Below are 15108 nucleotides of genomic sequence, written 5' to 3'. Positions count from 1 at the left end.
ATTCGCAAATCTAAATTTTTGAATCTATCCATGCATGTATATTATCAGTCAGAACAGTTAAATTAACTGAACCATGGATGAGTATTTGATCGTTAAATTCTGGCAAAGAAAACTTATCACCCAACTTTTCTTTAGCCAATTTACGTAACTCAAGAATACGAATTTGACCCAATTTGTAAGAGGTTGCTTGCCCTGGCATCACAGCATAACGTTCTACTTCTCTGGTTAAGGATGCGACACTTTGACCCGTATTTTTATGCATCCAATCAATAGCGTAATCTCTACTCCACTTTTTGTAATGAATTCCCGTGTCTACCACAAGTCTCGCTGATCGAAAAAGATCTGATTGTAAACGACCAATATCACCTAAGGGGTCGTCTTCGTATAAGCCCAATTCTTTAGCAAGTAATTCTGCATAGAGCGCCCACCCTTCACCGTATGCGCTAAACCACAACATATTCCGAATCATAGGCATATCTTCAATTTCTTGAGCGATACTCACTTGTAAGTGGTGACCTGGACTCGCTTCATGATAAACCAGTGTCGGCAACGAAAGGATTGGCCAGTCAGCGGTATCCTTTAAGTTGATCCAAAAAATACCTGGACGAGAGCCGTCAAGGTTCGGTGAGGTATAATACCCACCGGGAGAACTGTCTTGCTCATAAATTGATATACGACGCACTTCAACTTCGGCTTTTGGAATCGTGTTTAGAATATTAGGCAGTAATAATTCTACCTCTCTCATTTGTAAGTTGAGATCGTTCAATAACTTATCGCGACCTTCATCGGTATTTTCATATAAATTGGCCGGATCTTCTGACAAAGCAATGACTCTATCGATGACTTCCCCTTGTGAATAACCGATAGACTTTAACAATATATCGATTTCAGCCTTAATCCGAGCAACTTCGTCAAGGCCTAATTGATGAATTTGTTCGGCGGTCATATCTCCAGCGCCAAAATTTTGTAACGCCAATTCATATAGTTTGTCACCATTGGGCAATGCCCAAATACCGGGTTCACTTTGTGCTGAAGCTAAAGTGGCAGTAAGTGCTTTTTGAAGTTTTGCATAACCTGGGTAGACTTTTTCCAACGTTATTTTTTGAGCCCGTTCAATATAGTCTGCCCGTTCTGCATCACTAATCTCTGCGACTGATTTTAACCGGTTGTCTAACACCACTACTAGTGGATTTTCAGCCGGCATGGCACTTGTCATGCCAGAGATAACATTTAACGCCCCTTCAATGGCAAATTTAGGTGGAATGACACCGTGTTTGGCATCTAAGGTCACAACATCAGCCATATCTGTATATGCTTTTTCTAATAAACTCAGGCGTGACAGATAATCTTCTACATCGGCTTTATTGTTGAGGGGGTGTTCAGTTTGCAGGGCTCTTGGTAAGTCAATGTGTATTCCCGTTAACTGAGTGATTGAATAAGGGCTATAAATGGAAAGTGGATTAAAACCACCAAATAAATAAGGTTCATATTGTTTAGTCATTCCAATAGCATTAACTAAAACATCATAAGTGGTTGCCGCTGTACCAGTTAATAATGAACGGTCAATTTTTAATAAATCAGCTTCCATCGAATCACGTAATGCTTTTGACTTGGCGATACTTTCAACGGAATAGTCTTCAAGCTTGTTGTTAAATCTTCCCCCGAAATATTCTTCCGAAACCCCTAAGGTTGTCGCCATTGTTGGTGTACGCTGCAACAACGCTTTGGTTTGTTGGTCCATCAATGCTAAAAACGCAGCGGTTTCATTCTGCTTGGTTTGTTGTTCAAGTACTAATTTAACTTCTTGCTTACTCTCTGGCGTTTGAGGATTACTAAAACAAGCCACTAAATTAAGTGTCATTGCTGTTGTGATGCATATTTTGAATAATTTCATATTTCTTCCATTGCTTTGGGTTCACTTTTGAGAGCTATTTATTTTCTCAATTCTAATTATTTAGATTAATCCAGAGATGAGCACTTACTTTTTTCTATAATCGAGAGCTGGAGCCCGATCACCAATCATCGACTTATATTTCAACGCGTCTTTTCTTTCAAGGTATTCTTTTTTCGCCGCTTCGATATTTTCAGGCTCAGAATACAGACTGATAGCCGTTTGGGTTAAAACATCACTGGCTAAATACATGCCTTTGTATCCTATACCTGTTCCACTCATAGAGGAAGCTTGCCACGTATGGGGTGGTGTTCCTCTTACCCATGTTGCGCTAGAGATCCCGACTGTAGGAACTTGCCAACTAACATCGCCTACATCGGTAGAGGCAGACCAGGTAGCAATATTTTCGCTAAATGGAAGGGAGTCACTGTGCTCTTTCAAATCAAACGAGTGGTTCAAAGTCTTACTTATATTCTTGGCAAAGTTTTGTTCTTCCTCTGACAACATGATGGGTTGTGCATGTAAAATGGCTTGATTCGCTAATTTCGATAATACGACATTAGGCAATACGCTCCACACTCCTCCCGTAACCTCGACTTCCACTCTAGTCTGTGTACCTAAAGCAGCTCCGTCTGCGGCATTGATCAGCCTATCCCATAAAGATAAAACCAGTGCGGGTTTCACTGACCGCACGTAATAATAAACTTCGGCAAATTCAGGTACTATATTAGGCGCAGTGCCGCCATGGGTGATCACATAATGAATACGCGTACCATCAGGAACGTGTTCACGCATCATGTTAACCATCATATTCATAGCTTCTACCGCATCCAGCGCGGAACGTCCTTTATCTGGAGCTGCTGCAGCATGAGCGGCAACACCATAAAATCGAAATTTACCACTTTTATTCGCCAAAGAAGTATAAGGCGCGGCGGACGTACTATCTGATGGATGCCAATGTAAGGCTACATCGACATCATCAAAAAGACCTTCCCTGACCATGTAAACTTTCCCTGAACCGCCCTCCTCTGCTGGCGTACCAAACACCTTTAGTTTGCCTTGGTTTGGATGTTCATCTAAATAGTCTGCAAGGGCTAAAGCTGAACCCACCACTCCTCCTGCAAATAAATTATGGCCACAAGCATGACCAGCATGAACATTTCCATTACTGGATATGGGTTGTTTATCTGGCGTATTTTGCACTCCCATACCCGGCAATGCGTCCATTTCAGCAAGTAAACCAATGACTGGACCAGTTTCTCCATATTCTGCAACAAAGGCAGTAGGCATTCCTGCAACTCCGACGTTTACGGTAAACCCACGTTCCCTCAGGACTTTTTGCATTAAGGCACTGCTATTATGTTCAAGAAATCCCAACTCAGGGGTTTCCCACATCGTTTTAGCAATTTGTTTCATCACTAGCTGATGAGATTGGCTATATGACCTCGACTCATTTTGGTTTTGCACTTGGGCAAAATTCGAAAAGCTGGTGAGGGTACACAAAAAACTTGCAGCTAGTGTTTGCTTAAATTTTATTTTCATATATTTTTCTCGCGGTATGCTTATAGTTATTTAACGCTATTTGCTCTTTTAAGGCGAGCAGTACTGAGAACACAGCTTTTTCATTATTTAATCAATATTAGCTTAGTCTTATCGCATTAACTTCAATTACAATAATTTGCTCAAGGTAAGGAGGGAGCATTTTTTAGTTTACCTATGAAATTAAGTAAACTAAAAAAATGCCTAAATAAAGAGTCTATTTAAATCTTAATCTGATTTAAAACCCTCTTAGAAATTTGCTTTTTGGAGCATCCAAAACCTGTGACCAAGATCCATAGGTAGGATTGCCTAATATAAACCATTTCACTCCCCAATTATCTTGATATTCATCCACTAACTCTTTTCTAGCGGTTGCAGTAATACCTTTTTTCACGTTGGGTAAAAAGTCACCGAGATCATCGCCAACCAACATAATAATACGATAAGACTCTGCGATTAGTTCGCGTCTTGATTGTTTCTCTGAACTCCAGTTTGCTTTTTGCTTTTTAAGCAAAACATGCTCAGAGTCCACTCCTTGAACGCCTACGCTCTTAAGGTTATTCATAGTTTCTTGTTTTTGAGGACAACTATCTGCAGAGCTACTCCGTGGCTTACATTCACGGTTTGTTATATAAATAATCTCCACACCCATTTGGCGTGCTCTATTGATAAATGCAACAGCTCCAGGGATCTCAGGCGCAGTTTGCTTCGCCACCCATTGATCCCATTTTTTTGGATCATAAGAATAATTGTTTAAAATCATATCGGCTTGAAATTGTGAATTATCCAGCACAGTTTCATCAACATCCAAAATAATCGCTGGAGGTAAGTGAGTATAATTGCTTTGTTGTTCGATAGCAGAAGTCCAGCTTTTGTCTTTTAATGCATTATCTAACTGAAGCTCGGCGGCTTTATACGTTTGTAATGCATTCGCCTTATATTCTGCGGACGTTTGCATCCATAAGGTGCTATTTACATTAATGAATTCACTTGTATCACGTGATGGTGAAGTGGATTCCTTATGAACCACTACACATCCACTAAGGCTTACAGCCAGCAAAACACTGCACAATCGAACTGAATATCCCATTTATAAAAACTCCTAACTCTCTTTTAATGTTAAATTGATAGTGTCATCACATTGGCAATGAACAAGCCAAAATGCTTTGTTTTCCACCGATAGACTCTATAAGCTCACTGCCTATATCATGAATTTCATCTAATTCTAATGGCCATGGGTAGGTTTTAGATGAATACGGAAACAACAGATAAAGAATATCTCCTTTGGGTTTACCTGCGCCATTTCTAGGATTTACATTATTCCCTCCCAGGTTTTCCGCTAAAGCCATCGACATCTCACCTAAACTCGCCTTTGATGGCCCAATATCAGCCACCACAAAGGCACTGCTTTCACCGGACTTTAGGTTAAATGCCACACCTATATCGCCTAATTTTCCTGTGCCTTTTTGACTGTAAAATTTTCCTGGATAAACTAAATAGGGAATTTTTGTTGCATCCACATAACGCGACGCATCTAGCTCATCTTTGGTTTTATCAAACAACGACGTCTTAGATATGAAATAACCTTTATACTCCCCTTCCTTTTGAATATAAGGCTTAGTGCTGTCATTGGGATCTTCAAGCAAAACTGAATTCCACCAACTACTGTTTGGATAACCTGCATTTAAGTAGTTATCTAAACCCGTGTTATCGGGATGGTAGGCATTGGGTGCACCATCCGCATCAATAGCTTTATGCTCAGTTTGAAATAAGTAAGCCAATTTTGAGGGGTGACGCAGCAATTTTTCGTGTTTGTAATCTTGCCAAGGTTCAAATTGACATTCAACAGAGTGTACAAAGCAAGCAGGTAGTAATAATAGAAATGGTAGATAACCCAATAAAATTTTAGCCAAGCTTTTCATCTGAATCTCCTAAAAAAACAGAATGTAAACATACACTATAGCCGATATTGGTGATATCGCGTTTTCTGTTTAACTGCCTTGTATCCCATCAAACAAATCATAAAAATTCTGGGTTGTTGCTGCCGCAAGCGCTTCTACACTAATGCCTTTTAAATCAGCAATAAATTCCGCCACTTCAACTACGTAACCAGGTTGATTTTGTTTGCCACGGTATGGGATGGGAGCTAACCAAGGTGAATCAGTTTCAATTAATAACTTATCCAAAGGTAGTGCTTTCACCACCTCTTGCAATTCTTGAGCTGATTTAAAGGTAACGATACCTGAAATGGAAATATAAAAGCCCATTTCAATAGCCGCTTCAGCCATTTCTAACGACTCGGTAAAGCAGTGTAATACACCTTTAGTGTGTTGCGCTTTATGTTCCCGCAATAACGACAAGGTATCTTCTCTGGCATCACGAGTATGAATAATCAGCGGCTTACGTAATGCATTGGCAACTTTGATGTGATCAACAAAGGAAACTAGCTGCACATCTTTAGTGTCGCTACTGTAAAAATAATCTAATCCCGTTTCGCCAACAGCAACCACTTCAGGCCTAGATGCCATGGCGTATAAGTCGTCATAACTACAGGCATCTTCTTGGTGCAAAGGATGGACACCACAGGAAACCGATACATCATTAAATTCACTTACCTTAGCTAACATCTGCGGAAAGTCTTTCACTGATACGGCGACACACAAAAAGTGGTTTACGCCACGCTGTTTAGCAAAGTTAATAACCTCTTGCAGTTCAGCACTGGTTTTATCTAATTTGTCGAGATGACAATGTGAATCTACAAACAAAGATAACTCCTATTTTAATTGGTTTGTTGGCGCATTAAGCTACCAAAATCCGTTAACATATCCGACAATATTAACAAACGGTTCACCCCTGGGTTTTGCAATGCAATGGATGCTTTGATCAACTTATCCTCTAGCGCCCATAATGAATTATTAGCCAATCCAGTCATGGCCAGTTTAGATAATTCGTATTGAAGCCATAAAACCACTTGCTCAGCTTCTTTTTGCCATGTTTCAGCAAGGGTCAGGGAAGACACTTGAGCTTGTCTCAATTGGACAATGGAATTGGCAAAATCTGTAAACGATATCCCGTCTTTAGTGGCAAGCTGTTCCTTGATTTTGAGGGGACATTGTCCATAAATACGAATGATATCCTCATTTACTCCTGGGATATTTTGCGATTCTAGCCATTGTTTACATAGCGTAAAACTAGGGGCGTATAAATTCACTTTTTCGCAACGACTAATAATTGTCGGTAATAATCGTTCAGGAAATGCGGAGACTAGAAATATAAAGGTATTTTCTGTGGGTTCTTCTAAGGTCTTTAATAGTGCATTGGCAGCTGACTCGGTCATGCTTTCAGCCTGCTCAATTATCAACACTTTATTACCGGAAAGATGAGCCTTACTGGATAACTTCTGTATCGCATCGCGAATAAGATCCACACCTAGTTGTTTTTCTGAAGCGACTTGATGCAAATCAGGATGTGACTGTGCGTCAAAAAGTAAACAGGATTGGCACTTGCCACAGGGCTTTTGAGTATCACTTTTACATAAAATGGACTTGGCTAATTGATAACTAAAATCGGTTTTGCCAATGCCCACTGGGCCCTTAATCAAAAGTGCATGATGCAAGCTGCTATTCTGTGCTCGCGCTCCGAGTTGTAAAAAAGACTCTTCTAACCAAGGGTACACGTATGATCCTTCAAATAACGGCTTAAAGCGGTTTTAATATCCATGTGTACTTTTTCAATTTGTTGCATGGTATTGATGGTCACTATGCTGTTGTCTTGTTCACATAATTGTAAATAACGTGCTCGGGTGCGCTCAAAAAAAGAAATATCTTCTAACTCTATTCTATCCAACTCCCCTCTGCCCCTCGCTCTTTTTAGTCCTTCTTTGGGATCAACGTCCATATACAAAGTAAAGTCAGGTTTGAAACCATTTAATGACAGTTGACTTAATGTGGACATCTTATGCCTTGAAATCCCTCGCCCACCGCCTTGATAGGCTTGTGAGGATAAATCATGACGATCGCCAATTACCCAGTGTCCTTGCGATAAGTTGGGTTTAATAACATTTTCCAGTAACTGGACACGCGCTGCATACATCAGGAGCAACTCCGCCTCTATAGTGACCTTTTCCTGCCATGGATGCTTTACACACTCTCTAATGGATTCCGCCATTGGCGTTCCACCAGGTTCACGGGTACAAATTACCGTCAAACCCGATTCCTCGAGTTGAGTTTTAATTGTGGCGATAGCGCTACTTTTACCTGCGCCTTCTAATCCTTCAATAACAATAAATTTACCAGACATGTAATTAGTTACTTTTACTTCTTTTTAGTTGATATTGCCGTACGGCTCGGTTGTGCTCTTGTAACGTTTCAGAGAAGTAATGGGTGCCATCTCCTTTGGAAACGAAATAGAATTCTTCTGTATATAATGGATGCATTACCGCATCAATACTTAATTTGCTAGGCATTGCTATGGGTGTTGGAGGTAATCCTTTGATGACATATGTATTGTATGGAGTAGCTTGCCTCAGATCTTTACGCCGGATATTACCATCAAATGCTTCACCCATCCCATAAATTACAGTAGGGTCTGTCTGCAAACGCATTCCTCGATTCAGCCGATTGACAAACACAGCAGCTATTCGTGGACGCTCAATGGGCACACCTGTCTCTTTTTCTACGATAGAGGCCATAATCAACGCCTCGTAGGGGCTACTATATGGCAATTCAGATTGTCTAGAGTGCCAAGCTTCTGTTAGATAACTCTTGAGGGCCACATGGGCTGTTTTCACAATATCTTCGACTTTGGTTCCACTGGTAAAATGATAGGTATCGGCTAACAACCAACCTTCCAAAGATTGACCTGGCAATTCAGGATCTAACATTTGCAACCATTGCTCGTGGGTTTTTGCAGACTTAATTAAATTCGGGTGATTGTTTAATTGTACAATCCAATCTTGCCAGCGTAAGCCTTCAATTAAACTAATTTGATAGGTTTTTTCTAACCCTCTAGCCAGTTTATCGAACATGTTCCGAGCACTCATGCCCAAACTTAACTCGTAGGTACCCGCTTTTATTTGGCTGAGCTCAGGTTCGAGTTTTAACGCTGCTTTTATTAATACCGGGTGTTTGATAATTGAACGTTCATATAGCTTATTGATCACAGAATGGGCGTATTGTCCTTTTTCAACCACTAACGTTTGGCTGCCTACTATGTTCAGGGGACTGTTAAAGGCTGTATTAATCTGATAGACCAAAACAATCATTACCGCAAAACATAACACTATGGTCGCTAATAAAAGCTTTAACCACCTACTCATTTAACACTACCTCGAATTGCTTTGCACTGAACCAATCAGGAAATACATTTTCAGTGCTATTCAATGACATTTGTTGGCCGTTGACATCGAATGATTTCACATTTATGACTTTCATTAAGCTATTGCAGACAAATGCTTCGTCGCTATCAAGTAAAGACGAAATTTTAAACTCTGCGACCACTAAAGGCACCTTATGACGCTCGAACACTTCAACAATATAGTTACGCATAACCCCGCTAACGCCACTATTATCGAGGTTGGGGGTGAACCACTGATTTCCTTTTCGCCAAAACAGATTAGCCGCACTACATTCTATGATGTTCGAGTCAGTATCACATACAATAACGTCATCGACATCCATGTTTTGCATTTCATGCTTAATTAGAACTTGTTCCAATCGATTTAAATGTTTTATTCCAGCTAACAAAGGTTGTTTAGCCAGTTGTATACTACTAAGACCTAACGTCAGTCCTGTACGGGTCAAACTTGCGTACTGCTGAGGTATTTCAGACAGGCTGATATAACAATGGGGAGTGTTTACACCTGCAGTACCATAACCTCTGCCCCCAAAACCTCGTGAGACAACGACCTTAATGACATGCTTTTCATGTTTAAGGGCAATTTCCTGTAGCCTTTCCCGTAACTCTTGCCATTGTTCAAAATCAATTTTTAATCGATGGCATCCAGCCTTTAGTCTGCCTATGTGCGCCGTTAATAGTTCTATTTTTTTGTGATTAACACACATAGTAGTAAAACAACCGTCTCCGTAGGAGCTGATCCTATCATTACTTAATAAACGGTCATTTGAGGAAAGTTCGATAATCATTTTTTACCAACAAAAAAGCCCAGATAGAACTGGGCTTCATCTTAAACGATTGAATGTGCTAAGCAATAATTCAATTTAAATTGTGTCTAGATTCTTTTAAATAACAAAGAACCATTAGTACCACCAAATCCAAAGGAATTACAAAGTGCGTATTCCATGCTGACTTTTCGAGCAGAATTGGCAACAAAGTCTAAATCGCACCCTTCACCTGGATTATCCAGATTAATAGTCGGTGGTGCTACTTGATCTCGCAGCGCTAATAACGTGAAAATGCCTTCAACTGAACCTGCAGCACCAAGCAAATGACCTGTCATCGATTTAGTCGAACTCACCAACACTTTTTCAGCCGCAGCACCAAATATACGTTTAACCGCTGCCACTTCCGCCTTGTCTCCGGCGGGAGTAGAAGTGCCATGAGCATTGATATAGCCAATCTCACTTGCTGGCAGATCAGCATCATTAAGTGCATTTTCCATGGCCGCGGCAGCGCCTTCACCATCAGGAGGGGGTGAGGTCATATGATATGCATCACCACTCATACCAAAACCCACTAATTCGGCGTAAATCGTTGCCCCTCTGGCTACTGCCTGCTCATATTCTTCGAGCATCACAACCCCAGCACCCTCGCCCATTACAAATCCGTCTCGGTCTTTATCCCAAGGACGGCTTGCCTTAGTTGGGTCTTCGTTGCGTGTCGACAAAGCTCTTGCTGCTGCAAATCCACCTACTCCCAGCGGCGAAATGGAAGATTCAGCACCGCCAGCTAACATGGCATCAGCGTCACCATACGCTATAGTGCGAGCAGCAATACCAATATTATGAACGCCAGTTGTACAAGCAGTAACAATATTTAAGTTAGGGCCTTTCAAACCTTCAAAAATAGATAAAAAGCCTGAAATCATATTAGTAATAGTGGCAGGAACAAAAAATGGTGTGAGTTTTCTTGGACCACCGGCTAACATTTTTTTGTGGTTTTCTTCAATAAGTCCTAAACCACCAATGCCAGAACCAATAGCCACGCCTACTCGTTTCGCATTTTCAGCTGTAATTTCTAATTTTGAGTCGGCAAGTGCTTGTTTTCCCGCGGCTATTCCTAATTGAATAAAACGGTCCATCTTTTTAGTTTCTTTTTTGGGGATGTAACGTTCCACATCAAAATCTTGAATTTCCCCGGCAAAACGAGTACTGAAAGCAGATGCATCAAAGGATGTAATAGGACCTATTCCACTTTTACCTTGTAAAATGCCTTCCCAAGTTGAATTGGTGTCACCACCTAAGGGGGTCAGCATGCCAAGACCCGTTACTACTACGCGACGTTTAGACACATAGGCCTCCGCATAAAGTTTATTATTTTATGTATAAAGAAGAAAACGGCTCAGATAGAGCCGTTTATAGGAGTATCTTACGCGTCTTTATTTGCGTTAACGTAGTCTATTGCAGACTGAACTGTAGTAATTTTTTCAGCTTCTTCATCTGGAATTTCAGTATCAAATTCTTCTTCCAAAGCCATTACTAATTCAACAGTATCTAGTGAATCTGCTCCCAAATCATCAACAAATGACGCTTCAGCTTTTACTTCTTCTTCTTTAACGCCCAATTGCTCGACGATGATTTTTTTAACGCGTTCTTCGATGTTACTCATGATTCTAGTTTTCCCTATAAGTAGCTAGAGTTTAAATTTCCGGTAGTTTATTCAGCTAGCCACTGTCTTGCAAGTAAGACAATTAACTTTTCATCTGGTCAAACCACCGAATCAAATTAGTCTAATAAACAATATATTAACGATCAACCTTAAAAGGTATGACTGTTAAATACGTTTATCATCCCATATACATACCGCCGTTTACATGGATAGTTTCACCCGTAATGTAAGCAGCATTATCACTTACTAAGAAGCTAACAGCCGCGGCAATCTCTTTTGGTAAGCCTAACCTGTTAGCTGGAATATCTTTGAAAATGGCTTCTTTTTGCTCGTCAGTCAATGACTTTGTCATATCTGTATCAATAAAACCAGGCGCAACCACATTTACGGTGATGCCTCTTGAAGCAACTTCACGGGCTGTAGATTTACTAAAACCTATCACCCCAGCTTTGGCTGCCGCATAATTGGCTTGTCCTGGGTTACCTGTTGTGCCAACCACCGAGCCTATATTAACAATTCTACCACTACGTTTTTTCATCATGCCACGTAAAACGGCTTTAGTCAGTTTAAAAATTGGTGTTAAGTTGGTATTTAGAATATCTTCCCATTCTTGATCTTTCATTCGCATCAGCAAATTATCGCGAGTGACACCTGCATTATTAACTAAAATATCAATTTCGCCATGATTTTCTTTAATTTTAGTCAATACTTCATCAAGTGAGCTCTGATCAGTGACATTTAAGGTTAAACCTTGACCGCCGAATTTAGAAAGATAATCTGTTATAGACTCAGCGCCTTTATCAGAAGTGGCCGTTCCAATGACGACAGCCCCTTGTTCCGCTAATGACTCAGCGATAGCTCTTCCGATACCTCGACTAGCGCCAGTTACCAGAGCAACTTTTCCATTTAAATCGTTCATTATAATACCTTATTACAGTAATTTTTGGACTGATTCCACTGTGTTTAAAGAGTCTGTTTCAATTGTTTTATTGATCCGTTTAATAAGACCGACAAGTACTTTACCCGGCCCTACTTCGTACATTTTTTCAACGTTCTGGCTAGCAAGATATTCAATTGTTTCAGTCCATCTAACTGGACAATAAAGTTGTCGCACCAACGCATCTTTAATACTATCTGCATCTTTAGCAGACTTAACATCAACGTTATTTACAACAGTAACACTGGGTTCAGCAAAAGTAATAGATTCTATTAAAGCTGATAACTTTTCGGCTGCGGGCTTCATTAATGCACAGTGAGAAGGCACACTCACGGGTAACGGCAGTGCGCGTTTTGCCCCCCCTTCTTTACACAACTCTGCTGCTACTTTAGCTGCTTCGGTGGTTCCTGCAATCACAACTTGCCCTGGAGAATTAAAATTAACCGCTGAGACAACTTCACTTGTTTGTTGCTGCGCTTTTTCACAAGCAGCTAAAATCAGGTCATCTGCCAAGCCAATAATTGCATACATTGCCCCCTCACCTGCAGGCACAGCTTGTTGCATAAATTGGCCTCTTGCTTCAACCAATTTTACCGCCTCTTTTAAGCTGATAACCTCTGCACAAACTAAAGCAGAATACTCACCGAGACTATGACCAGCCATATAATCTGGTTTGTCACAACCTAAGTCTAAAAGTAATCGATAAATCGCTACACTTGCGGTTAATAGCGCTGGTTGAGTGATGTGAGTTTGATTGAGTTGCTGATTTTCATCATTTTGCACTAAATCCCACAAATCATAGCCCAACGCTTCTGAGGCTTCGCTAAATGTCGTCTGAATTTGTGGATAATTCGCAGCCAGATCGGCTAACATTCCAACTGTTTGAGATCCCTGACCGGGAAACACAAAAGCTTGTTTAGTCATAAATCATACCTTGGGTAACTGTAAACAAAAAGAAATTAGTATTTAACGAGGGCTGCCGCCCAAGCAAATCCGCCGCCGAATGCTTCTAACAACAAGTTTTGGCCACGTTGAATACGTCCATCTCTTATTGCTTTATCGAGTGCTGTGGGCACAGTTGCAGCCGATGTATTACCATAATCTTCTAAGGTTAGAACAACTTGGTCCAAAGACATTTCTAACTTTTTGGCGGTTGCTTTGATAATGCGAAAGTTTGCTTGATGAGGAACCAACCAATCTAAATCTGATTTTTGCATGTTATTTGCTTTTAAAGTCAGCTCTACAACTTCACTGAGTTTAGTCACTGCCACTTTAAAGACTTCGTTTCCTTTCATGCTGCCCCAGTTTTCATGTACCGATTGCTCATTACCATGCTCAACGTGACCAATTTGTAACAAGTCTCCGTAGGATCCAGCAGCATTTATATGAGTCGACAAAATACCAGGCTCTTCACTTGCTTCAAGAAGCGTTGCACCGGCAGCATCACCAAATAGAATAACCATTGAGCGATCTTCAGGATTGATCATTTTAGATAAACAATCTGTGCCAATAACTAAAATTCGCTTCACCATGCCGGTTTTTATATATTGATCTGCCACACTTAATGCATAGCAATAACCAGCACAAGCGGCGGCAACATCAAACGCGGGTATACCGTCAATTTCTAACGCTTTTTGAATTTCACAGGCCGTGCTGGGCAGCGCGTATCGGCCACTTGTAGTAGCACATACAATCATATCAATAGACTTTTTATCTATACCGGCTGCTTCAATGGCTTTTAGAGACGCTTCGTATCCCATAGTGGCAGCAGTTTCATCTGCGCCAATAATTCTTCTTTCTTTAATTCCCGTTCGATCTGTTATCCATTCATCAGTCGTATCAACCATTTGTTCTAGATCTGCGTTGCTACGGACTTCTGCAGGGTAATAACTTCCAGTACCTATTATTTTTGAGTACATATTTTAAGAGCGCTCCATTAAAACGGATTCAATTTTATCTTTTATTTTTTTCGGAACTTGTCGTTGTACTTCTTGTTCCGCTTCCCTAATTGCAAATAAGAAAGCATCTGAAGAAGCATTACCATGGCTCTTGACCACAATTCCGCGCAATCCTATCAGACTCGCGCCATTATACTGGTCGGGGTTCACCCTTCGATAAATCTTTCTTAACAATGGCAACGCTATTTTCGCCAATAATTTCGTCAACCAATTTTCGTTTGAAACCCGCTTTGCCTCTTCTAAAACTAATGTGGCAAGACCTTCACAGGCTTTTAAGGCAATATTACCCACAAATCCATCAGCAACCACCACATCAGCGCAATTAGTAAAGATGTCATTACCTTCAACGAAACCAGTATAGTTTATTCCTTTAGCTTGCTGTAACAGTTGCGCGGTAAATTTGACTTGGTCATTGCCTTTGATTTGTTCCTCTCCGACGTTGAGTAACGCCACTCGTGGATGAGTCACCCCTGCCACCTCTTCAGCTAAAACCGAACCCATTACCGCATATTGAAACAAGGTTTCTGAATCACAATTCACGTTTGCCCCTAAATCTAACAGAAACAGTTTGTGATGATCATCGGTAGGTAATGCAGATACGAGGGCGGGACGGTCAATACCCGGTAACGTTTTTAGGACATGATAAGCTATCGCCAACAGCGCTCCGGTGTTTCCGGCACTCACGCACGCATCAGCATCACCACACTCTACGCGCTCTAAAGCACGACGCATGGAAGAATCTTTTTTATTGCGCAGGGCAGAACTCGGCCTTTCATCCATGGCAACATGTTCTGAACAATGTTGGATCTCTACGCGCTCTTGAATGGATAAGGGTTGTCTACTGACTACCTTTGAAATGATTTGTTCATCACCGCAAAGTATAAAATATAGGTGTGGGATTTCGTGCAGTGCTTTTATCGCTGCAGGAAGAGTTACATGGGGGCCGTTGTCGCCCCCCATAATATCTAACGCAATGGTTAGACGGCTAAAAGTCATTG

15 protein-coding genes are annotated in these 15108 nt (G+C 40.9%); all 15 read right to left on the bottom strand.

The features are described 5' to 3' along the window. Window positions 1-10 precede the first annotated feature (10 nt). A complete protein-coding gene (locus Q4574_RS04305) occupies window positions 11-1894 on the bottom strand; it encodes a DUF885 family protein (RefSeq protein WP_303471937.1) in 1884 nt (627 codons plus the stop codon). An 84-nt stretch (window positions 1895-1978) separates the two neighbouring features. Next, window positions 1979-3433 (bottom strand): amidohydrolase, encoded by a 1455-nt coding sequence (locus Q4574_RS04300; RefSeq protein ID WP_303471934.1) that lies wholly within the window; start codon window positions 3431-3433, stop codon window positions 1979-1981. Between the two features lie 235 nt (window positions 3434-3668). Then, on the bottom strand, window positions 3669-4520 hold the full coding sequence (locus Q4574_RS04295) for a 5'-nucleotidase, lipoprotein e(P4) family (RefSeq protein WP_303471931.1): 852 nt from the start codon (window positions 4518-4520) through the stop codon (window positions 3669-3671). Between the two features lie 46 nt (window positions 4521-4566). Continuing rightward, entirely contained in the window at window positions 4567-5352 is a 786-nt protein-coding gene (locus Q4574_RS04290) for a glycoside hydrolase family 75 protein (RefSeq protein WP_303471929.1), read from the bottom strand. 69 nt (window positions 5353-5421) lie between these two features. Next, the gene (locus Q4574_RS04285) at window positions 5422-6195 is read right to left on the bottom strand and encodes a TatD family hydrolase (protein WP_303471928.1); all 774 of its coding nucleotides are present in this window, start codon (window positions 6193-6195) and stop codon (window positions 5422-5424) included. Between the two features lie 14 nt (window positions 6196-6209). Beyond that, on the bottom strand, window positions 6210-7106 hold the full coding sequence (gene holB / locus Q4574_RS04280; RefSeq protein ID WP_303471925.1) for a DNA polymerase III subunit delta': 897 nt from the start codon (window positions 7104-7106) through the stop codon (window positions 6210-6212). After that, on the bottom strand, window positions 7091-7729 hold the full coding sequence (gene tmk, locus Q4574_RS04275) for a dTMP kinase (RefSeq protein ID WP_303471921.1): 639 nt from the start codon (window positions 7727-7729) through the stop codon (window positions 7091-7093). The genes holB and tmk overlap by 16 nt, the downstream gene beginning before the upstream one ends. A gap of 4 nt (window positions 7730-7733) precedes the next feature. Next, window positions 7734-8747 carry an endolytic transglycosylase MltG gene (gene mltG / locus Q4574_RS04270; protein WP_303471919.1) on the bottom strand — a complete coding sequence of 338 codons (1014 nt, stop codon included), beginning with the start codon at window positions 8745-8747 and terminating at the stop codon, window positions 7734-7736. Further along, on the bottom strand, window positions 8740-9573 hold the full coding sequence (gene pabC / locus Q4574_RS04265; protein WP_303471917.1) for an aminodeoxychorismate lyase: 834 nt from the start codon (window positions 9571-9573) through the stop codon (window positions 8740-8742). Before pabC ends, mltG begins: the two co-directional genes overlap by 8 nt. Before the next feature lie 86 nt (window positions 9574-9659). Beyond that, a complete protein-coding gene (gene fabF / locus Q4574_RS04260) occupies window positions 9660-10898 on the bottom strand; it encodes a beta-ketoacyl-ACP synthase II (protein ID WP_303471915.1) in 1239 nt (412 codons plus the stop codon). A 77-nt stretch (window positions 10899-10975) separates the two neighbouring features. Further along, window positions 10976-11215, bottom strand: a complete 240-nt coding sequence (gene acpP, locus Q4574_RS04255) for an acyl carrier protein (protein ID WP_008844663.1) — start codon at window positions 11213-11215, stop codon at window positions 10976-10978. 178 nt (window positions 11216-11393) lie between these two features. Beyond that, window positions 11394-12134, bottom strand: coding sequence for a 3-oxoacyl-ACP reductase FabG (gene fabG, locus Q4574_RS04250; RefSeq protein ID WP_303471913.1), 741 nt, complete (start codon window positions 12132-12134; stop codon window positions 11394-11396). 12 nt (window positions 12135-12146) lie between these two features. Continuing rightward, window positions 12147-13076, bottom strand: a complete 930-nt coding sequence (gene fabD, locus Q4574_RS04245) for an ACP S-malonyltransferase (RefSeq protein WP_303471912.1) — start codon at window positions 13074-13076, stop codon at window positions 12147-12149. A 35-nt stretch (window positions 13077-13111) separates the two neighbouring features. Further along, window positions 13112-14071 (bottom strand): beta-ketoacyl-ACP synthase III, encoded by a 960-nt coding sequence (locus tag Q4574_RS04240; protein WP_303471910.1) that lies wholly within the window; start codon window positions 14069-14071, stop codon window positions 13112-13114. Window positions 14072-14074: 3 nt separating this feature from the next. Then, entirely contained in the window at window positions 14075-15106 is a 1032-nt protein-coding gene (gene plsX / locus Q4574_RS04235; protein WP_303471909.1) for a phosphate acyltransferase PlsX, read from the bottom strand. Between the last annotated feature and the right edge of the window lie 2 nt (window positions 15107-15108).

This window comes from Aliiglaciecola sp. 3_MG-2023, from assembly GCF_030548205.1.
GTDB lineage: Bacteria > Pseudomonadota > Gammaproteobacteria > Enterobacterales > Alteromonadaceae > Aliiglaciecola.
The sequence above is the reverse complement of the archived record's forward strand: the minus strand, read 5'-3'. Positions and strand labels throughout refer to the sequence as shown.

Bases quoted from the DNA above. Each gene is read 5' to 3' on its own strand.
- Q4574_RS04305 (WP_303471937.1), bottom strand. From the start codon at position 1,894: ATGAAATTATTCAAAATATGCATCACAACAGCAATGACACTTAATTTA.
- Q4574_RS04300 (WP_303471934.1), bottom strand. From the start codon at position 3,433: ATGAAAATAAAATTTAAGCAAACACTAGCTGCAAGTTTTTTGTGTACC.
- Q4574_RS04295 (WP_303471931.1), bottom strand. From the start codon at position 4,520: ATGGGATATTCAGTTCGATTGTGCAGTGTTTTGCTGGCTGTAAGCCTT.
- Q4574_RS04290 (WP_303471929.1), bottom strand. From the start codon at position 5,352: ATGAAAAGCTTGGCTAAAATTTTATTGGGTTATCTACCATTTCTATTA.
- tmk (WP_303471921.1), bottom strand. From the start codon at position 7,729: ATGTCTGGTAAATTTATTGTTATTGAAGGATTAGAAGGCGCAGGTAAA.
- mltG (WP_303471919.1), bottom strand. From the start codon at position 8,747: ATGAGTAGGTGGTTAAAGCTTTTATTAGCGACCATAGTGTTATGTTTT.
- pabC (WP_303471917.1), bottom strand. From the start codon at position 9,573: ATGATTATCGAACTTTCCTCAAATGACCGTTTATTAAGTAATGATAGG.
- acpP (WP_008844663.1), bottom strand. From the start codon at position 11,215: ATGAGTAACATCGAAGAACGCGTTAAAAAAATCATCGTCGAGCAATTG.
- fabG (WP_303471913.1), bottom strand. From the start codon at position 12,134: ATGAACGATTTAAATGGAAAAGTTGCTCTGGTAACTGGCGCTAGTCGA.
- fabD (WP_303471912.1), bottom strand. From the start codon at position 13,076: ATGACTAAACAAGCTTTTGTGTTTCCCGGTCAGGGATCTCAAACAGTT.
- Q4574_RS04240 (WP_303471910.1), bottom strand. From the start codon at position 14,071: ATGTACTCAAAAATAATAGGTACTGGAAGTTATTACCCTGCAGAAGTC.
- plsX (WP_303471909.1), bottom strand. From the start codon at position 15,106: ATGACTTTTAGCCGTCTAACCATTGCGTTAGATATTATGGGGGGCGAC.